Annotated in this window: 15 protein-coding genes and 1 pseudogene; 7 read left to right on the plus strand and 9 right to left on the minus strand. The window is 63.1% G+C overall.

Annotated elements, in window-relative coordinates; all coding sequences use genetic code 11:
* Positions 1–17 precede the first annotated feature (17 nt).
* The 3 genes from AB0M14_RS15515 to AB0M14_RS15525 all read left to right on the plus strand — a co-directional run bounded on the left by AB0M14_RS15515 (position 18) and on the right by AB0M14_RS15525 (position 1878).
* On the plus strand, positions 18–641 hold the full coding sequence (locus AB0M14_RS15515; RefSeq protein WP_364994514.1) for a hypothetical protein: 624 nt from the start codon (positions 18–20) through the stop codon (positions 639–641).
* A 9-nt stretch (positions 642–650) separates the two neighbouring features.
* Entirely contained in the window at positions 651–1442 is a 792-nt protein-coding gene (locus AB0M14_RS15520) for a hypothetical protein (protein WP_364994516.1), read from the plus strand.
* 196 nt (positions 1443–1638) lie between these two features.
* Entirely contained in the window at positions 1639–1878 is a 240-nt protein-coding gene (locus AB0M14_RS15525) for a hypothetical protein (protein WP_364994518.1), read from the plus strand.
* A 6-nt stretch (positions 1879–1884) separates the two neighbouring features.
* On the opposite strand, the gene AB0M14_RS15530 is transcribed toward AB0M14_RS15525, so the two are convergent.
* Positions 1885–4038: an AMP-binding protein gene (locus AB0M14_RS15530; protein ID WP_364994521.1), complete on the minus strand. Its 2154-nt coding sequence runs from the start codon at positions 4036–4038 to the stop codon at positions 1885–1887.
* 725 nt (positions 4039–4763) lie between these two features.
* On the opposite strand from AB0M14_RS15530, the gene AB0M14_RS15535 reads away from it, so the two are divergent.
* On the plus strand, positions 4764–5960 hold the full coding sequence (locus AB0M14_RS15535) for a helix-turn-helix domain-containing protein (protein WP_364994523.1): 1197 nt from the start codon (positions 4764–4766) through the stop codon (positions 5958–5960).
* Here the strand turns inward: AB0M14_RS15535 and AB0M14_RS15540 are convergent.
* Positions 5955–6605 (minus strand): helix-turn-helix domain-containing protein, encoded by a 651-nt coding sequence (locus AB0M14_RS15540; RefSeq protein ID WP_364994526.1) that lies wholly within the window; start codon positions 6603–6605, stop codon positions 5955–5957. The genes AB0M14_RS15535 and AB0M14_RS15540 overlap by 6 nt on opposite strands.
* A 118-nt stretch (positions 6606–6723) precedes the next feature.
* On the opposite strand from AB0M14_RS15540, the gene AB0M14_RS15545 reads away from it, so the two are divergent.
* Positions 6724–8100 carry an AarF/ABC1/UbiB kinase family protein gene (locus AB0M14_RS15545; RefSeq protein ID WP_364994529.1) on the plus strand — a complete coding sequence of 459 codons (1377 nt, stop codon included), beginning with the start codon at positions 6724–6726 and terminating at the stop codon, positions 8098–8100.
* Here AB0M14_RS15545 and AB0M14_RS15550 read toward each other — a convergent pair.
* The 6 genes and pseudogenes from AB0M14_RS15550 to AB0M14_RS15575 all read right to left on the minus strand — a co-directional run bounded on the left by AB0M14_RS15550 (position 8097) and on the right by AB0M14_RS15575 (position 12434).
* Positions 8097–9119 (minus strand): ABC transporter ATP-binding protein, encoded by a 1023-nt coding sequence (locus AB0M14_RS15550; protein WP_364994532.1) that lies wholly within the window; start codon positions 9117–9119, stop codon positions 8097–8099. The genes AB0M14_RS15545 and AB0M14_RS15550 overlap by 4 nt on opposite strands.
* Before the next feature lie 322 nt (positions 9120–9441).
* Complete coding sequence (locus AB0M14_RS15555; RefSeq protein ID WP_364994534.1) at positions 9442–9777, minus strand: Lsr2 family protein; 336 nt, start codon at positions 9775–9777, stop codon at positions 9442–9444.
* Between the two features lie 97 nt (positions 9778–9874).
* Positions 9875–10171 (minus strand): hypothetical protein, encoded by a 297-nt coding sequence (locus tag AB0M14_RS15560; protein WP_364994537.1) that lies wholly within the window; start codon positions 10169–10171, stop codon positions 9875–9877.
* 174 nt (positions 10172–10345) lie between these two features.
* A pseudogene (locus tag AB0M14_RS15565) lies at positions 10346–10925 on the minus strand (IS110 family transposase); the annotation flags it as partial.
* 733 nt (positions 10926–11658) lie between these two features.
* Positions 11659–12150 (minus strand): hypothetical protein, encoded by a 492-nt coding sequence (locus tag AB0M14_RS15570; RefSeq protein WP_364994539.1) that lies wholly within the window; start codon positions 12148–12150, stop codon positions 11659–11661.
* The gene (locus AB0M14_RS15575) at positions 12147–12434 is read right to left on the minus strand and encodes a hypothetical protein (protein WP_364994542.1); all 288 of its coding nucleotides are present in this window, start codon (positions 12432–12434) and stop codon (positions 12147–12149) included. The genes AB0M14_RS15570 and AB0M14_RS15575 overlap by 4 nt, the downstream gene beginning before the upstream one ends.
* Positions 12435–15116: 2682 nt before the next feature.
* Between AB0M14_RS15575 and AB0M14_RS15580 the strand changes: the two genes are divergently transcribed.
* Complete coding sequence (locus AB0M14_RS15580; RefSeq protein WP_364995828.1) at positions 15117–15944, plus strand: alpha/beta hydrolase; 828 nt, start codon at positions 15117–15119, stop codon at positions 15942–15944.
* Between the two features lie 3 nt (positions 15945–15947).
* Here the strand turns inward: AB0M14_RS15580 and AB0M14_RS15585 are convergent, their stop codons facing one another.
* Entirely contained in the window at positions 15948–17045 is a 1098-nt protein-coding gene (locus AB0M14_RS15585) for a GAF domain-containing protein (RefSeq protein WP_364994545.1), read from the minus strand.
* Positions 17046–17823: 778 nt separating this feature from the next.
* Between AB0M14_RS15585 and AB0M14_RS15590 the strand changes: the two genes are divergently transcribed.
* Entirely contained in the window at positions 17824–18960 is a 1137-nt protein-coding gene (locus tag AB0M14_RS15590) for a GAF domain-containing protein (protein WP_364994547.1), read from the plus strand.
* Positions 18961–19007 lie beyond the last annotated feature (47 nt).

Genomic DNA, 19007 nt, shown 5'->3' on the forward strand with positions numbered 1-19007 from the left:
GAAGTGAGGTACATGCGGTGAGTGAGTCGACCGAATCCCAGGAAGCGGCAAAACCTGTCGCGCACCCGCCGACCGCGGTCACCGTTGGCACGGCCGCTGCGCTGGTCGTGGCACTGATCGCGGCGATCTGGTTCGGCGGGGGCTGGGTGCGCGCGGCTTACTTCACCGACGGTCCCCGCGCCGAAGCGCGTGCGGCCGCGTTGACGGCTGCGTCGCAGGCCGCCATCAACATGACCACGATCAAGATCGACGACATCCCCGGCTCCTTGGAGCTGGCCCGGTCATCGATGACCGGCGCGATCCTGGATTCGGCGAACCAGAATCGGCAGAAATCCGAGGAGATGGCACAGCAGGCCGCCGTCGGAATGCAGTCACAAGTGCTCAATGCCGCGCTCATCTCGCTCAACAGTGAACTGGACAAGGCCGCGGCCCTGGTGGTGTTGAAAGTGACCGAGGTCAAGCAGGACAAGTCGGCGTCGAACTACCGGTACTCCTGGAGTCTGGACATGACCAAGGAGGGGGATGTCTGGAAGACCGAAAAGGTGGCGTCGCTGACTCAGCCTGTGCTGCTGGACAACCCGACCACTACCGCCACGGTGCCACCGGCGCCGGCCGCGCCCGCCCCCCGGCCCGGATCGTAGGAGCTTCTGATGTCGAACCGTCGACCGATCAACCGTGTCACCACCAAACGTCAGTCCGCGGAGCCGGAGGTCGTCACAACGCCCGAGCCTGCCGAATCGGCCCAGGACGCGGTGACCAGCCTGGAGCCTGCCGCGAGCACGGTCGATGAGCTGACACCTGCCGAGAATCCGTCAGTGGACGAGCAGGCAGAGGAAGAGCTCGAGCATGTCGACGACAAGACCGGGTCGGCGGAAACGGCGGTCGATTCGGCTGACGAGGCCGCACCCGAGTCCGGTGGGCGGCTCGCCTGGGCCCGTATCGGGCCGGGTCGGACGGGCTCGTGGCGTCAGGTAGCGGCCGCTGCCGCGGCCACGGTGATGCTCGGTGGATTCGCCGTGTTCGCGGCTACGCATCCCGGCGTGAACGACGCCAACGCGGCGCTCCTCGACTCGGCAGCTACCGATGAAGTGAAGGCAGCCGGCGTGCACGCCTTACTCACCATCTACGGCTACGACGTGAAATCCATCGACGGCTACGATGCCGCGGTGCGCGCAGTTGTCACCGGCCAGATGCTCACCGATCTGAACAAGTTCTCGGCCACCACCGTCGAGGCGATCAGGCAGGCAAAGACGAGTGTTCAGGCCGCTGCCGATCCGGTGGGGGTGGCCATGCTCACCGCCGATCGCGCTGAGCTGCTGGTCAACTTGACCGTAGCGGCAGCCAAGGACGGGGTCGCTCAGCAGAGTGTCTCCGGGACAGTTGTGCTGCGCATGCAACGCGTGAACGACGCCTGGCTGGCCAGCGAGATCCTCGATCGGTGAGACGAGAGTGTGCTGCTTGCTGTAGATGCGCCGGACGCGAAGATTTCTCACAGCGATTTGCCATGACGGATGTGAATCGTACAGCGCAGCGCATATATCCCACATAAACCGAGGTGCGAAGATAGCGTCGGAGTTGCGGCCTCTATCTTGATCCGTCTGTCGGGTCAGGTAATGATATGGCAGTCGAAGGAACGCAATGGTGCGCTATCCGAATACAGCAATTTCGAACGGTGCGGACGACACGCTGAATTGCCACGTGACCGTTCATTTCCACCGGCCGGATCCTCGGGCCGTGATAGTCCTCGAATATCTTGCGACGTGGCCGGAGGCGACCGAGTTCGCCGCAGCGGCAAGACAATTCGGACTGCAGGTAACGATCGACGGCCAGGTGAAGCCAGGACTGCGGCAGCTGCCCTGTCGCAGTCTCTGGCATTGACGACCTTCAGTCGTCGGCTCCATCCGGCACGTCGCCGCTGCCGGGCACCGACTCGATCGCGTGTTCCGGGGTCGGGGTTCGTACTGTTTGCCCGATCGCGAGCAACCGCTTGACGATCTTGCCGCTGGCGCCGCGAGGCAACTCGGTCAGGAACGACACATCGCGCGGCACGGAGATCCGGCCGAGGCGGCCGCGGATATAGGTCCGCACCATCGCCGAATCCAATCCGGAACCGTGGTCTTTGACGACGAATACGGCCAAGCGCTGACCGAACTCGGAATCCGGTACGCCCACCACCGCGACGTCGGTGACCTGCGGTAGGAACGACAACGCCTCCTCGACCGGCCGTGGAAAAACGTTCTCGCCGCCGGAGATGATCATCTCGTCGTCGCGGCCCGCGATGAACAACCGGCCCGCCACGTCCATATAGCCGAGGTCGCCGGTGTCGAGCATGCCGTCGGCCTCGGCGGGCGGCGTGGAGTTGACGTAACCGTCGAAGAGCATGTGGTTGCCCACGAAGATCCGGCCCACGGCGCCCATCGGAAGCGGGCGCCCGTCGGGGCCCAGGACGGCGACCTTGGTTCCCAGCGGCGGGCGACCGGCGGTGGTGGGGGAGATACGCAAATCCTTCGGATCGGCGATCGTCGCCCAGGACACCTCGGTAGACCCGTAGACGTTATAGAGGACATCGCCGAAGCAATCCAGAAAACGCAAGACGGTCGCCGCCGGAAGTGGCGCGCCGCAACTGGCTACGACTCGAAGGCTGCTGGTGTCGTAACGGGCCCGGACCGTGGCCGGCAGGCCGAGGATCCGCTGCACCATAGTCGGCACGACGATCAGAGAGGTGACCTGATGCTCGGCGATGAGGCGCAGGCAGCCCTCGGCGTCGAACTGTTCCGGCAGCACGACGGTGGCGCGCAATGCCGTGCTGAGCTGGAGAGCTGCCAGGCCCCAGGTATGAAACAGCGGTGCGGGGATGAGCATCGTCTCATGCATTTTCAAGGGGATCCGGGAAAGCAGCGCCGCGATCGTGCCGAACCCCTTGGCGTGCGGTCGCCGCGCACATTTCGGTGCGCCGCTGGTTCCGGAGGTCAGAACGAGCAGCCGACCAGGACGAGCTGGTCTGGGGATCTGTGTGCGACCCAAGGCGATCAGGTCATCGATGGTTGACAGATCAGGGCGTGAGCGCCGAATTCCGGTGGTGTACCGCGGAATACCACCATGCAGGTAGCGAACCAGCGGTTCGAGCTCGGCGTCGACGAACAGGGCTGCCAGGCGCTCGCGTTGGGCGATCTGCTCCAGCTGGGAGCCGGAAAGCCCGGCATTGAGCAGTACCAGATCAGCGCCGAGTTTGCCTGCGGCGACCATTGTTTCGACCATGCCGGCGTGGTTGTGCGCGAGCAGGCCGATCGACTGATGGGAATCGATACCGAGATCAGCCAGTGCGGTCGCCAGCGCGTTGGTTCGCCGGTCCAATTCCGCGAAGGTGCGGCTGCCGTGGTCATCGATGATGGCCGGTCGATCCGGGTCGAGTGCGGCGCCGGCCGCGTAGCCGCCAGGCAGCGTGAACCGCCACTTCGCCAGGCCGGCGAGCTGCCGCACACCACGGTCCGGCCGGGTCGGGGCCAGCACGCCGGTTCGGATCATCTGGCCTGCTACACCTATGCTGCGGCGAATCGGCAGGTTCTCGCCATTGATCAGTACGGATTTCGGGGCTTGCTGAGCGAATTCCGTTATTCGCCGCAGGCCGTCCCGAGTCCACTCGTGGAGTGCGGCCTTGGACACTTTTGTCAGCCCCGGATGCACTCGGGCGGCGGCGAAGAAGGTGATTCGGATAGTCGTCTGCTCGGCTTGATGGAAGCTGCCGCTGAACTCGCGTTTCAATCGAATTGCCGCGAGTGCGCCCACCTTCGGCGCGGATAGCTCCATCCGTTCGTACCATTGGCCGACGGTCAGCTGGACGTCGACGGTTTCGATTCCGAACGCGGGCGATCCGGCCCGAAATGCTGCGCGCCAGTGGCTGTCGTCCTGTTCGAGTTGCTCCATCCCGCCGATTCCAGTGAACAACCGCGCGTAGTTCTCCGGCTGTATGAGTATGTCCCAGACGACTTGCCGTGCCAGCGGCAAATCATCAACCACTTCGACGATTTCGGCAACCATTTCGCAACTCCTAATCCATCCGCGATGGGACGGGACAACTCGGAGGCTACCGCCGTCGAAGGTCGATCTCTTCGGTGATTGCTGGAGGCTGTCGGAATACACATTGCGGATAACAGCGCGCTGGGACGACGTCACGATCCCAATCGAATTCGCCCGCTTTCGAGCTGAGGTGACCACCACCGGCGAGTGCGGCCGATTTCAGACGACGGACCTGTAGCCAGCACACACCGGCGGTGGGACGCACCCGCCGGGATGGGGATTAGCGAGTCGACCCCGGCGGGTGCGGAGGGGGAACAACCCTCTTCACCACCCGCCGTGGGAGCGGCGGGTATGCACACTTTAAGCGTGCATTCACGCCGGGTGCGGACGTCGTGGCACAGGTCTGATCTGCGTCACAGCGCGGCCTGGACCGCGCTGGTGTCTATCACCACGAGCGCGGGCGGAAGATCGCGGAAGCTGTGTCGCGAGCTGGTCCGAAAAATGAGAGGTGACGAACTAACCGCGGTAGGAAAACCGCTCTGTAGCAAGCCTGACAACGGTAAATTCGCTGGTCATATACCGTAATTCGCTGTGCCGAGATCACAGGGCAAAGAGGAGTGGAATGTGAGCTCTGGGCCGACTTAGGGTTCGACTACGGATAGAACCGCAGCAAATGGGCGGGAAGGGAGTCGATGATGACAACCAATGAGACGCTTCGGCCGGGCCTCACAGTCTCGGGTAAACCGATGTCCACACCTCTGAAGGATGTGCGGAAGGTGTCGCGGGAGCTAGTTGGGCACTTCGTCGACAATGTGATCATCTGCGGCACCTTGCCAGGCGACATCATCTCCGGTGACGTCACCATGGTTACCCGGATCTGCTTGGAGCTGTCGGTCAGCATGCTCGACGGCCGCGATATCCCGGCCAAGACCGACCGGCTGGGCGCGGCCGCCGCGGGGTGGGCGCGCGAAGGCGTGCCGATCGACACGATCCTGCATGCCATCCACGAAGGCTTCAAGATCGGCATGGCTCTCATCGTTTCCGATGCGACCGCGCAGGATTACGCCAACTTGATGGACGGTATGGCACGTGTGGTCGAGCTACTCGACACCATGAGCGGGACGGTCGCTCGCGCCTATGTTCGCGAGCACAAAGCGGTGGTGAGCGAGCATCACACGGCCGTGCACACGCTGACTTCCGCACTGCTGGGCGGCTACCCCACCTCGACCATGGCCCGTGAGTGCGGAATCGCCGTCGCGCCAGAGTATTCCGTGCTCGCACTGGATATTCCGACCCACCCGGACGAGCGGAATCCGGCCCTCGACGGCAAGGTCGTCGCGCGCCGAAAACTGCGCCGTCTGCAGGCCGAACTGGCCACCCGCTGCGGCGAGAACGCGCTCGCCTTGCTCAGTGTGGACGGTGGAACGATCCTCATTCCGACGCAGATGTGGGCCGATGAGCAGCTCGATGGCCTGATCGCCCAGTTGTCGGCCGCCGCGCACGTGCCAGTAACCGCGGCTGTCGTGACCGCCTCGGTGGAAGAAGTACCCGGTGCCGCTGACCGCGCACACGAATTGCTCGACATGGTGCAGCGGCTGCGATGTGTGCCCGGCGTGTACCGGTTCGCCGATATGGCATTGGAGTACCAGCTGACCAGGCCCGGACCCGCTCGGGAAATGCTCGGCTCACTGCTTGATCCCCTGGACCCCCACCCGGAACTGCTGGACACACTGCACAGCCATATCAGCAACAACCTTAGTCGTCAGCGCACAGCCAAAGTGATGCACATCCACACCAATACCGTCGACTATCGGCTCCGGCGTATCGGCCGGCTCACCGGACTGGACCCCACTGCCACCTTGGGGCTGTGGCAGCTGCGTTCGGCGCTCATCGCCCGCTCGTTCCGCGAACGCGGCAACCCGGCCCCGAGTGAAGACTCATAGCTGCGGGGCCGGCAGGTCGGCCTGGATCCAGGTGGCGATCATCTGGGCGGTCATGGCCACGGTGTGCTTGCGTTCGAGGCTGTCGACCGAGGGCAACGACGCTCGCATCACTGCCGCGAACCCTGTATTGATCAGCACGAAGGTCATCCTGTCGTACTTCTGGTCGTCTCCGGGCCCTAGAACCTGGATCAGCAAAACCTTGACCAGCAAACGCAGGCGCGGTTCCAGCTCCGGAATGCCGCTGCGGTGGAACTGCACACCGATCACCAAGGCGCGCACCAACTTCGCGTTGGTGGCGAGCACGTCGGCGAAGAGCTCGAGGATCTCGGTGGTCAGCTGCGGTATCGCGGTGACGAGGTCGTCTATCGGGTGTTGTGGGCGGCTCGACATCCATTCGAGGAACCGTTCTTCGGCAATGCGGAGCATGCGCTCCTGCAGTTCGTCGACGATGACGGTGCGCTCGGGAAAGTAGCGATAGACAGTGCCGATGCTCACTCCGGCTTCTTGCGCGATCCGATTGGTCGAGGTCTCGGCGATGCCGCGCTCGCCGAACAGGCGCGCAGCGGTGTCGAGAATGTGTTCCCTTGTTGCTTTCGCCCGATCCTGAGTCGGCTGCCGGCGATGCTGCGGGGCCTTCGGCGGCATCACATCCTCCCTGGTGCGTGTTGAGATCTTGTGGACTGAGCATCGCTCAGCTTAGGTGTCGACAGTAACTATCGCGGCGGTATGTTTGGTTTGCCGCGCGATTTCTACGGAGGTGCGAATGGCCGATGGTCGGGTGCCGAGCAGTCGGCTGGCGCGGGGGAGCCGGCTGGGCCTGCTCGCCGCGGAACAAGCCGCGCGTGGGGTGGGGACACGGCTGTCGATGGTGGGTCGGCCGGAGCAGGCGCGGCGATTGCTGGCTGAACGCTCCTCCATGCAGGCCGCGCAGCAGCTCGTGGCTGTGCTCGGCGGGATGAAGGGCGCGGCCATGAAGGTCGGGCAGATGCTGTCGGTACTCGACGTCGACCTGGTGCCGGAATCGCATCGGGAGTTGTTCCGGCTCAAGCTCGCCGAACTGCGCGATAGCGCACCAGAGGCGCCGTTCCCGGTGATGCGCAAGGTGATCGAGGCCGACCTCGGCCCGCTGTCGGGGGTTTTCGCTGATTTCGACGAGACACCGATCGCCGCAGCCTCGATCGGTCAGGTGTATCAGGCACGGCTGCGGGACGGTCGCGGCGTTGCGGTGAAAGTGAAGTATCCGGGTGTAGACCAAGCGGTCCGCTCCGATCTGCGCAATCTGGAGTTCTTCAGCAGGCTCTTGAAATCCGTCCTTCCCAGCGCGGCTGACGCCGGGGTACTGGACGAGATCACCCGTAACATCGCCGGGGAACTCGACTACATGCGGGAAGCTCGGACCCAGCACCGGGTGGCCGCGCGCTACCGTGACCATCCGCTCATCGTCGTGCCCGACAGCATCGAAGAGCACTGCACAGCACATGTTCTTGTCACCGAGTTCCTCGAATGCCAGTCATTCGAACAGATGCGAAAGCTCCCCGCTGCGGAACGGAACCGGATCGGGGAGCTCATCTACCGTTTCTATATCGGTTCGCTCTTCGCCGACCGTGAGTTCTGTGGTGATCCGCATCCCGGCAATGTCCTGCTGGCCGCCGACGGCCGGGTCGGCTTCGTCGACTTCGGGCTCTACCACCGGATGGACCCGGTGCACGTCGAACACGAGCGGGCAGCTTTGCAAGCCGCGGCGGAGTGCCGGGCCGAAGATCTCTACAACCAGTGGATCGACCGCGGGATTGTCGACCGAGCCTCGGCCGTCACACCCCAGGAATGCCTCGATTACGTTTGGGCCGCCGCGGGTTGGCATCTCCTGGACGAGGAAATCACCATCACGCCCGAACTCGCCACCGGCGCAATGGTTCTCGCCGTCGATCCGAGAGCTGACGAATTCCGGGGTATGCGCAAACAGAGGCTGCCCCCGGAATGCGTCTTCTCCCGCCGCACCGACCTGTTCACCTTCGCCGCCCTCGGCCAGTTGGAGACCACCGCCAACTGGCACACCTTCGCCCGTGAATGGCTATACGGTGAGCCACCGGTTACCGAAATCGGAAAGGTAATGGCGCAGTGGCGAACTGAACGAGGCTAGTACCCGGCCTGCGTGTAGGCGGGAAGTACCTGCGTGTCACCCTCCCCGGCGAGCGACTCGCGGATGGCGTCCTGCGCGGCGCGGGGCAGCGTGTGCATGATTTCGCGGACCCGGGCTTGGCGGCGAGCAACCGCCTGGCGAACCGGCATACCCGGCTGCGCCTTCATCTGCGGGATGATGCCCTCGACCTCTTCGGCGCCGCCGTGGTGGTGACCGGCATCGACCATGGCCTGCTCGCGGGCCATCTGCGCCTCGTCCTTCTCCTCGGACATGCCGATCGGGCCGATCATGCGACCGTTGAGGAACTGCTTGACCACGGGCTCGTCGGAGGTGAGCAGCACCTCGCGCGGGCCGAACATGACCAGCTGGCGGCGGAACAGCATGCCGATGTTGTCGGGCACGGTACGGGCCAGGTTGATGTTGTGCGTCACGATCAGGATGGTGGCGTCGATCTGGGCGTTGATGTCGATCAGCAGCTGCGACAGGTACGAGGTACGCACCGGGTCCAGACCGGAGTCGGGCTCGTCGACGAGGATGATCTGGGGGTCCAGCACCAGCGCACGGGCCAGGCCGGCACGCTTGCGCATACCGCCGGAGATCTCGCCGGGCAGCTTGCCCTCGGCGCCGAGCAGACCGGTCAGCTCCAGCTTCTCCATGACGATATTGCGGATCTCGGTCTCGGACTTCTTCGTGTGCTCACGCAGCGGGAACGCCGTGTTGTCGAAGAGGTTCATCGAGCCGAACAGCGCGCCGTCCTGGAACAGCACACCGAAGAGCTTGCGGATCTCGTAGAGCTCCTTGTTGGAGCAGGTGGTGATGTCGGTGCCGTCGATGAAGATGGAGCCGCGCTCGGGGCGCAGCAGGCCGATCAGCGACTTCAGGAAGACGGACTTACCGGTACCGGACGGGCCGAGCAGCGCGCTGACCTCACCCGACGGCAGCGTAATGCTCACGTCCTGCCAAATACGCTGCGAACCAAAGGACTTGGTTACACTTTCGGTCCTGACTTCGACGCCCACGCCAACCTCCACAAATTCTTCAGCGAGCCCCCCACGTGCCGAACCGAGGGTCTTCGCTGTGCCATATCGCAATGGTTCGGTCACTGATTTCGCGGATGGGACGCGCCGCACCCGAGCTGACGGAAGAGTAGCCAAGATCGGTGCCTCGGGTAAGTGCGCTGACGCAGAGTCTGAAAACATCAATAGATCCCTGCGCCGTCAGCGCGCGCCAGTTCGAGCCGACTGCCTCATAAGGGGTTCCATGCATCAATCCATCAGCGCGGCAACGTAATTGAGGGTATCTTAGGGCGAGCGCGACGCCCTATGTGTAAGAGCGGGCGCGTTAAGGGTTCGCTGCGCTGTAAGCCGAGACGAGTGTGGCCGAGATCCGTCCGCGGCTGGATACTTCGTGCCCATGCTGGCGTGCCCATGCGCGGATGGCCGCACTTTGGTCCTGGTCATCCGCAGGCCGTTCGCTGCGGCTCTTGGCGCGGGATGTGCGACCGACTTTGCGAGCGTGGGGAGTCCACTGTTCGAAGATGCCGCGCAATACATCTGCGTTTGGCACCGACAGATCCATCTCATACGCGACGCCGTCGACAGCGAACGTGACGGTCTCGTCCGCTTTGGACTTGCCGTCGTAATCGTCGATCAGTGTCACAACAACCTTGCGCGCCATGCGGTATCCCTCTGAAGTAGGCGGACTGTCGAGAACTAGACATTAGAGCGGGTGGAAATGATCAAGCTAGATACCTCCGCGTCGCTGACGCGGGTGTTCACATCACCTGTAGAGAGAGCGTCTTGTCCTGTACGGCGATTCTCAACCGCAGGGGGAACAGTGTTCTTCCGGTGCTTTGCTGGTGACGGGCCTCGCCGGCAATGGCGGCGACCGCCCAGTCATGGAGATACGCGGGTACACGATAGGTCGTGCCGTCGGTACAGCGTAGCCAGGGTGATCCTGTGAGTGCCGGGTCGTCGAAACCGATCGCGGTGACGGTGAGAATCAATCCATCGCGTTCGGGGCTCCCGATGAGGAGCGGATGGAGATCACGCCCGGTGGAGGTGCTGTCCATGTACGCCACGCTAGGCCGCTGTTCACCTGTTCACCAGAAAGTTGCGGATGATGGTGGGGCGTCACAGTCATCCGGATGAAGTGTGATGATCTGATACGGAGGAAGTTGCCGCTGAGGGCGGTTGGGCTCAACTTTGGCAGACGTATCGTTCAGTTCCCTTGTCGCTCCGATCGCTGACAGACTCAGCCGGGCGCCCTCGACCGGAGTGGGTGCGCGGCCGAGGACGACCAAGGCGTCGCGGTCGGCGAGGCTGTCGAACGCTTCGAGCGCGCCCGGGTAGTACTCCCGTAGCGTCGACCGCAGGGTGTTGGTGTGGCGGATACGAGCCCAGATCAGGTTTTGGCGCCCGCGGGCGAGGACCTTGATCGCTTCGACATCGGGGCTGTCCCCGGCTATCGGGCGATGGTTGTGGCGGTCGGTGCGCACCAGATCGGCGAGCAGTTTCGCGTCGGCGGCATCGGATTTCGCGCCGGAAACATGATGGCGGTCGCGGTAACGAGCGACCGCGAGCGGATTGATCGCGTAAACCTCGTAACCGGGCCGCGACCAGCGTATCGACCCATAAACCACGATCGGTTTCGATCCCGATCACCACTTCGGTGGGATCGGTGGTGTGGGCGGCGAGCAGCGCATGCAACCCACTGATCCCGGCCAAACCTTCCGGTAGCCGTCGTGCGGTGAGTTTCTTGCCGTTTTCGTCCATCACCTGAACATCGTGATGATCTTCAGCCCAATCATCACCGACAAAGATCATCGATCACCTCCAAGCTGATCGGCGTGAGTTCTGTTCGAGCCCAAGGCAACCCGGCGGCGACCTAATGGATCAGTGCTCCAATGGCACGACATCCCATCAGCGCTACAGGCAACCTCACCGACCGGCCGGGGCACGATCTAACCGTAGGAATCGAGCAACATTCCCGGCGACAGAAGTGCTCACCGACCAGCGGCTCGTGATCAGCTTGCCTCCACCGGACTACATCCGGTGGAGGATTTCCCGATCAACTCCCATTAGGCACTAGCATGCTGAACATGAACCAGAGCCAACCATAGCTCTCATAGTTGGACTGGCCGCAGCCTCCGTTTCATTGCTTGCCTCAGCTTTGAGCTACCGCGCGTCGGCCAGAGATAACCGCTAGAACTGAAGCGGGACTGGGAGCTAATCAAGGATATGCCACCGGTAGAGTTTCCTGTCTGCGCGGGTATTGCGGAGTCCATCAATGCACGCATGTCAGGATTGGTGAGATTCGACCAGGCGGCCATACATCTGAGGCGCAAAGGGATTTTACTCACCGCCTTCTTGGCGGGGCTTACAATTCTGAATGCTGTTGCTGCAGGCCGCGGCTGGGCTAACTACACAGCTGAAATCGCGGGTGCTGGTTCAGCGCCATCGTGCCCAGTAGAACGACTTCCACATCGGCAGGTAGAACGATTCCCCGAGGGCCTCCTTGGGGCCGCCTCTGGCGGGTACCTTGCACACTCTCGTGTGGTCAGCGGTTTTGGCTCTGTGGCTTGGTCTTAATGACTATTGTCACCCCAAGGAGGAAGCAGACGATACCAATGATCGTTAGCAGGCGGAAATTGTGAGATTCGGGGTTGCTCATCAGCGTCACTCCGATGGCAGTCGCCGCTCCGATTAGCAATCCTCCAATACCGAACAGCCATGATGTGAGGGGGGTCCCGCGTGCTTTACTGTCCGCTTTTGTTACGTCGGGAACATCGATCACCGTTTGGTTCCGTTTACGGGCAAATTCAGCAGCGCTGACACCGAGGTCACCTGCTGTCTTTTCTGTAATTGCCGCCAGCTTCGCTAAAGCCTGAGGAGTGAAACCATCCAGCGGGTGAGACTCGTTGACGGCCTGCACGATCCGCTTGACAGCAAGCTCGCCGAACTGGATCTTGTGTTCTTCGTGGTTCAGCTGTACCGCACGGACCGGCTGCAGGATCGGATCCTCAGAACGGGGAGCCTCAGGGTTGGTCATTCCAGTTTGCCCCCGTCGCGACCCGACTCGCCGGTGACAGGCAGATTACTCAAGGAATCGCCCTGGGAATTTAGCATCCCCTGAAGCCAGCCGGGTAGATCGCCGGCCTTGACCACACGGCCGAGGTTACGATCTGCGATCGGGCCGACGAGGTCGTCGGCTCGCTTATCGATGTCGACTATGCGCGCCCGTTCGTTCCGCGCCGCCAAATAAGTTCGCAGGACCCCATACACAGCTGTCGCGACCGAGGCGACAGAGAGTACGACCGGGAACAGATTTTCCACTCCTCAAGTTTAGGCCGACCTTAGACCCGTTGTAGGAGTATCGGAAACGTTCGCGCGCCGAGCCGCATGAAGGACTGGCCAGCCCTGACGCCGAATTCAGCGTGTCACGGGCAACAACCTTGAGGTGCCCGCCTGATCAAGTTCAGTCCGACGACGTCCGTATGGGCTGAGGTACGCGAACAACAGGCCGTCCAGAACGCTATGCGGATAATTGCGCTTACTAAAGACCATGGAGTACCTCGGCTGGCGGATCGTCCGTTGACCGCGTTGCCAACTTCCGATCGTGCGGGTCGCTGCGAGGCAGCGTTTGGTGCAATCCGACATCCGACATCCGCCATTCGGGCAGTGACCGGTCGGGCAACGACGAATTCCCGGCCGCCCGCAACCCGGCGGTGAAGATGAGTTGAACTGAAAGAGCGGCTTCTGCGGACCAGTTCGAGGCGCACGTGTTGCATCACAGTATGTCTCGGACCACCGCGCATGCCCGGCCGATCTGCATTCCCGGCACCGACGGATAGCCGCAACCGATGCGCTCTGCGCCGACCCCGATTCGGCAAGCGCCCGGTGCTGATCCTGATCATCTTCGAACGATGAGCACGTCGCACGCCGGATGCGCCCTGTGCGGCAGCGCGAGCGGGTTTCTCGGCAAATACGCGCCGACGGCTTACCCGCAATCGGCCACTAAAACCACCTATAAAGCCGACCGGTAGGTATGAAATTCCTTGTGCGCCACTGGATTTGCGGATGTATTGTCAGTGTCGGCGTCAGCGCAGGCTCAGGCGATTGGACTCAACCTCCGTCTTGGGTGCCGTCGGAATCCCTCATTGGGGTACGGCATCTGGTCGGCTTCCCGTACCGGGAACCGGCATCCGAAATGGAGGTTGATGCACATGAAGCGTCCCCTGCTCTGGCAACTCAAGGCAAAGGCGAAGGCCGCCACGGTGATTCTCACCGTAGCGGCCTCGTTGGTAAACGCTGGTAAGGCTGCCTACCGGGTTGTTCGCGCTGTACAAGAAGACGACTGGCTATAGCCAGTCGGTGACCCTGGTTCGCTGCAACGGGCCAGGGTCACTTCATGTCCAGCTGCCGTCTCCGAATGTGGGGCGGCTGTAGCTAGCTTACAAACCTTACACTTTCCGCGCATCCGTAGCGGATCAAGAACGCTCAGCAGCCGTCACGACAAGCCCGTCGCAGGGGCCAGACCCTCCTACGGCTTATGCAGCGACGATTAGGCGACCGCGAGCGGTCGTGCCGGGCTGGAGTGTCGAGATGTGATGGATTGTCCGACGCACCACCATGGGGTCGGCGACATGCCGTACGTCCCCCTGTAACCGAGGGGCTTGAGTGATCGAATCGGCGCAGGAGAAATGCTGCTCCAGTAGCCAGTTGTGCCGCACCCTACTAGCGAGCCTCTCGGGCTTGCCTCCTATGAGGAGTTCACGATCCCAACGCCACCTGCATCGGCCATTATGGAGGACTCGAAGACCAAGGGGAGCCACAGGGGCACCGCGCCAGACCGAGCGACCCGAGCTCACAGATCGAATCGTCCGGAGATAAGTAGGGGAGCCGTGAGGATATGTTGGGCCGGCACCAGATCGGCTCGGCCCGTTGACCTTCCGCGGGGTTTCGCTGGCTGGTTCGATCGGCGCGCCATGAAAGCCAGTACGGGATGTTCGGCCTCAGGTTGAAGGTAAACCGGGGATCGTGAGGGCGGGGCGTCTCGGTGGTGGAGGTTCTCAGCAAGACGATTGAGCAGCATGGGGATTGCCTTCTGGCGTTCGTCGACGGGCAGCTGTAGGGGTTCTCCCAGATCATCAGCGCTCAGCCCGACGAGGACGCTGACGGGAAGTATGTGTTCGAACTGGAGCCCGCATCTCGATTTCTGTGGGCGATTGGTCGAAAGATTCCTCTGTAGGCGGCGCGGAACCCGGCTCTGGTCATGAGCGGTCAGGCGGTTCGGGAGTTCCTCGATTCGAATCCTCGGTGAGATCGTCTGCGGCGGTCGCTGGATGCCGCCACCGCAGCCGACGATCTGACGGCGGAAAACGGCGCTGCTCAAGCGGTCCGGTTCAACTGGCCACCCGCACGCGCGACGAGGCGTGCGGCCTCGGTGGTGCCGAGGAGGCGATCGACGTGCCAACGTTCCCACCGTGGCCGTGCGGCGGAGGTGCGGATGCCGTCCTGGTTGAGGGTGGCGCTGATGGCGGGGTTGGACAGGCCGGCACCGGCGCACGCTTGCCGGCACTACCGAGCGTTTAGCGAGGCCAAGACCATCTCTGCCCGTTGATTTTCAATGTCCTCGGCGTACACCAACTCCCAGCGCTGCGAGTCGGGCACAGAACTCGACACCCGGTAGCCGACCAGCGGAAGCCCGCTACTCGAATATCTCGCCGATTAGAGGTTTGCCTGGCTGGCCACCCCTCCGCGCGCGAATACCCGTCATCCAACAGGCGAAGACCATCTTCTGCATGCGAGCTGCCCAATCCAGCGGCTCGTTCCCACCACCGCCGGGCCTGTTCACGATCGCCCGCTTCCAAAGCGAGACTGCCTGGCTCGGACGGGATACCGTCAAATCGGGCAGGTGTGCTCGGTTTCGGTGTGTTGACGAATCGTCGCCCCTATTCTGCTGGCGTGACTCCGACACCATGGACGATGACGTGGCAGGGCGTGAGGGTGGGCGGGATGGAGTGCGGGGACCCGGACGGGTATCCGGTGTTAGCGCATCATGGTGTGCCGGGTTGTCACGTGGAGGGTGTCGCGTTTGCGCATGAGGCGGCTGCGGAGGTGGGCGTGCGGTTGATTGCGATCGATCGCCCCGGGGTGGGGATGTCGGAGATGGCGCCGCGCCAGCGGGTGCTCGACTTCGCTGAAACCGTTGCTGGCATTGCTGATTGGCTCGAGATCGATCAGTTCGCGGTGCTGGGCGCTTCCGGAGGCGGCCCGTACACCCTCGCGACTGCCGCACAGCTTCCCGATCGTGTCAGCAATGCGGTAGTCGTCAGCTCTCCGGCCCCCTTCGAAAAGGGTATCGACGGCGGCAAGAGCGCCGGCGGGTTGTCGATCTTGCGACGCTTCCCGTTCCTGGCCCGTCCAGTAGCTGCGCGGATGGCGAAAGTGGTGCGCAAACCCCGCGGGCTCGATGCGATGATCGCTCAGATGGGTGTGGCTGATCGTGATCGGGTCGCCGGTGATGATTGGCTGAAGAGCAAACTTGCGGAGAATATTCACACGGCGTTCGAGACCGGCAGCCGGGGTGTGGCGGTCGATTTCCAGGTGGTGTTCGCGCGGCCGTGGGGGTTCGACCCTGTCGATATTGCTGTGCCAGTACATATTTGGCACGGCGACGGCGATCAGAACGTTCCGGTCGCGGACGGCCGTCGACTGGCCGCGACGATCCCTAACAGTACTTACGACGAAATCGAGGGTGCCGGACATCTGTTGTTCGTCGATCACGCGGTGCCGATCCTTCGAGCGATTCTCGAAGACGACCACGCGCGGCAGTCGGACTAGGCCTTATTTGAGGCGTCTGGGGTCTACGAGGTCGGCGCAGAGGCTGCAGCCGCTGATCGGTGGCGGGTGGGGGACGGCGGGGGTGATGTCGAGGATGGCTTGTGGGCGGATGGTGTCGAGGCGTTTCCATTGGCTGTGGATGTCGATCCAGTCGTCGAGGGGGTTGAAGCGGATTCGTGCCTCGACGGTGGCGGCGGGTTGCCCGAGTGCGAGGTCGTAGCAGGTCGCGGCGACGCGGGCGCGGCCGTCGTTGTCGTAGGTGGGGTGGTGGTGTGGCCATCCGGCCAGGTGCGGGTCGTCGGTGATCCATTCGTGGACGAAGGCTGTGCCGAGGTCGACCAGGGCAAGGGCGTGTCCGGGCAGGATCGGGACGGCCCGTAGGGCTGCGACGGCCACGTCGGTTCCGGTGGGGTGGTCGGTGGTGGGAACGTCGCAGACGACCGCGCGGATTCGGCGCTGCGCTCCCGTGCCGACGGCGCGGGCAGCGATGTGGAGCTTGTGCAGGGTGCCGTCCTCGTAGCGTTTGTATGCGGAGCCGGCCCACTCGTCGGTGCGGCTGTTGCCGTTGAGGCTGAACATCTCGAACATGGCGAAGAATCCGAATTTGTCTTCCCAGTCTTCGAAGCTGGCCAGTAGCTCGGGCACGGTGTGGCCTGCGGGGCGGTCGTTGGGAGGTCGGAGCAGATACGCCGCGGCCGGAGTGGCGGTGAGGACGCCCGACGGGCTCCATTCCATCGCGCCGACTTTCGGGATCTGGGGCATTTGCTCGATGATGCTCGCTGACCAGACGATCACCGCGTAGATGCTGCCTGTGGGGCCGATAATCGGCATGGTGACCAGCCGATATGTCCGGCCGTCGTTGACGGTGACGGATCTCGAGATTGTTACCCCGGATCGGAGGCAATCGGCCACCGTGATTTCGAGCATCGTGCGTGGCAGGCTCGCCCGTCCGAGGCCTAGAAAGGTCTGGGGTTTGTTCTTCTTGAGCACGACCGAGATCTGATCGGGGTTACCGCGCAGGGTTTCGATGACTGTCCACTCGCGTGCGGCGGGGGCGTTGCCCAGCCGAGCTCGCGACGCGCCCCGGTGTGTGCTGACCATGCTGCCCGCCTCTCCGCCGCGCCAGTCCGGTATCCCAGAGATGGGTTTCGGTGACGGGAAACGCGCGGTCTGTGGAGTGCTCGTGGTTAACGGGTGTCCGTGGCCATCAGGTTTACCTCGATTCTATACCGCAAATACTTAGCAATCATCGGCCCGGCGGCATCCGACCTGCACCAGCAAGTGTGCGCTCAAGCAAATGTTCACAGGCCCGGGGCGAGGACGGGCAGGTAGCGGATGTGGGCGCGTTGCGCGGTTCGGCCATCCGAGGTGGGAGCCCGATTTCTGCCGCCATTGTTGCCTGGGTCATAGTCCGGCGGTATCGTGAAATTGTCAGTCCTGGGCTATCCAGAAGCTACTCGGAGTAGCCCGGTAAGGGCCGGTATTTCCCAGAGCTGCGGTGGCAGTTGCTGGATGAGCGCAAGGCGGATCCGCTTGCGGCGGCTGACGCTTGCGCGACTGAATTTCATTCACCCAAATCATTTGCGCTGTATCCCCATGTCCGCTGCGTGCGCGGCGGTGACGGTGACTTCTGTCTGCGTCCCGATTCGCTGTTGCGGCGGAGATCTTGCACGGGACGGCGACGGCAGGAGAGGTTTCGTGATGACGTCGACGATGAATCGGCATCTGCAGCAGCCGACCGCTACCGCGGTGAAATCTGCAGGCCATGAAAGCGTGAATCATATTGCAGCCCAGGGGATGCGGACGGTGTGGCGTAGCGGTCACAGCACGCCCGATGTATCGGCGTCGACGAATTGCGTTGTACGGAAGGTGGCGGATCATGACCAAGCAACCTGATAGCGCAGATGCCCGTCGGCTCGCATCGGCGCCACCGAACGGTAAGGATCCGTCGTGGCGACCGTACCGGCCGAGGACATCGAAGGACTGGGTGGTCGTCGAGATGCTCGACGACTGGAGCGAGCCGACCGTCGTCGTCGACGGACAATTTCGACGCGAGTTCTCAGCGCTCAAACGCATATCCATCGCCCCCAATACCGCGATCGCCGAGCGAGTGAAGCCGCTCCTCATCCGGTGTGGGAAGGCGCGGACCTCGGTAGTGGACAACGTGACCCTGCGGTCCGGGACACTGGTCAAGCTTGTTGCTCGCCCGGTCTATGGAATCTCAGGGGAGGTTCGCGGCGCGACAGTGTGGGCGGGCCCCGAAGGGGAGCGTCCCCCGCGGCCACCGCAGGTGGGTGTTCTGGAATGGAACACCCACCTGGTGGCGTCGATGTCGCCGACCGCGCGGGCGATGCTCCACGGTGATTCGAAGCTGGACAGTTTGCTGCTGCCGGAGCTGATCGCGGCTTTCGATCGGTTCGAGGATCGCGCTGGGTTTCTCAGCCTGTTCAGCTTGATGAACCCTGTGGCGAAATGGACGGGCGCTGCGACACGCACCTACGGGGACGGCACCGTGCACCAGCTGCATCTGGCCGCCCGCACTCCCTGGGCATCTGCCAGCACCGTCCGCGCTTTGGTGTGCGACGTGGGGCAAGAGCGGGTGCAGCCTGGTGCCGATCTGTACGAGGCGGTACTGCGGTGCGTCCCGATCCTTCCCGGACACGCCCTGGGCATCGTCGATCTCGACGCGATGGCCGTGCACGACTGGGTTGCCAACAACAACGAGCCGATCGCCGGCTGGCTGCACCACCAACCCCGGCCGCACCCCGAGGATTTGGTTCAAGTGGTGGAGCTGGGACGGGACCTGCTGAACGGCACACGAACGCGCGCCCGCTTCCGCAGCCGGATCCGCTTCGACGACAACGACGACTGGATCACAGTCGAATGCACATGGCACCGACTGCCCTCCGGCGCTCAACGCCAAGCGCTCATCGATGTCGCGATCGTGGCGCCGATGCCGGCCTCGGTGGTCGACGTGTGCCCGCGATGCAAGCAAATGCGGCGTGAGGCGTGCTGAATTATTCCGTGCTGCGTACGACGACAACTTCTATGTCGGAGATTGAG

Origin of the sequence: Nocardia sp. NPDC051832, assembly GCF_040681285.1 — a bacterium.
Lineage (GTDB): Bacteria > Actinomycetota > Actinomycetes > Mycobacteriales > Mycobacteriaceae > Nocardia.

Bases quoted from the DNA above. Each gene is read 5' to 3' on its own strand.
- AB0M14_RS15525 (WP_364994518.1), top strand. From the start codon at position 1,639: ATGGTGCGCTATCCGAATACAGCAATTTCGAACGGTGCGGACGACACG.
- AB0M14_RS15555 (WP_364994534.1), bottom strand. From the start codon at position 9,777: ATGGCGCGCAAGGTTGTTGTGACACTGATCGACGATTACGACGGCAAG.
- AB0M14_RS15545 (WP_364994529.1), top strand. From the start codon at position 6,724: ATGGCCGATGGTCGGGTGCCGAGCAGTCGGCTGGCGCGGGGGAGCCGG.
- AB0M14_RS15530 (WP_364994521.1), bottom strand. From the start codon at position 4,038: ATGGTTGCCGAAATCGTCGAAGTGGTTGATGATTTGCCGCTGGCACGG.
- AB0M14_RS15520 (WP_364994516.1), top strand. From the start codon at position 651: ATGTCGAACCGTCGACCGATCAACCGTGTCACCACCAAACGTCAGTCC.
- AB0M14_RS15585 (WP_364994545.1), bottom strand. From the start codon at position 17,045: ATGGTCAGCACACACCGGGGCGCGTCGCGAGCTCGGCTGGGCAACGCC.
- AB0M14_RS15580 (WP_364995828.1), top strand. From the start codon at position 15,117: ATGGAGTGCGGGGACCCGGACGGGTATCCGGTGTTAGCGCATCATGGT.
- AB0M14_RS15535 (WP_364994523.1), top strand. From the start codon at position 4,764: ATGTCCACACCTCTGAAGGATGTGCGGAAGGTGTCGCGGGAGCTAGTT.
- AB0M14_RS15540 (WP_364994526.1), bottom strand. From the start codon at position 6,605: ATGCCGCCGAAGGCCCCGCAGCATCGCCGGCAGCCGACTCAGGATCGG.
- AB0M14_RS15590 (WP_364994547.1), top strand. From the start codon at position 17,824: ATGACCAAGCAACCTGATAGCGCAGATGCCCGTCGGCTCGCATCGGCG.
- AB0M14_RS15560 (WP_364994537.1), bottom strand. From the start codon at position 10,171: ATGGACAGCACCTCCACCGGGCGTGATCTCCATCCGCTCCTCATCGGG.
- AB0M14_RS15570 (WP_364994539.1), bottom strand. From the start codon at position 12,150: ATGACCAACCCTGAGGCTCCCCGTTCTGAGGATCCGATCCTGCAGCCG.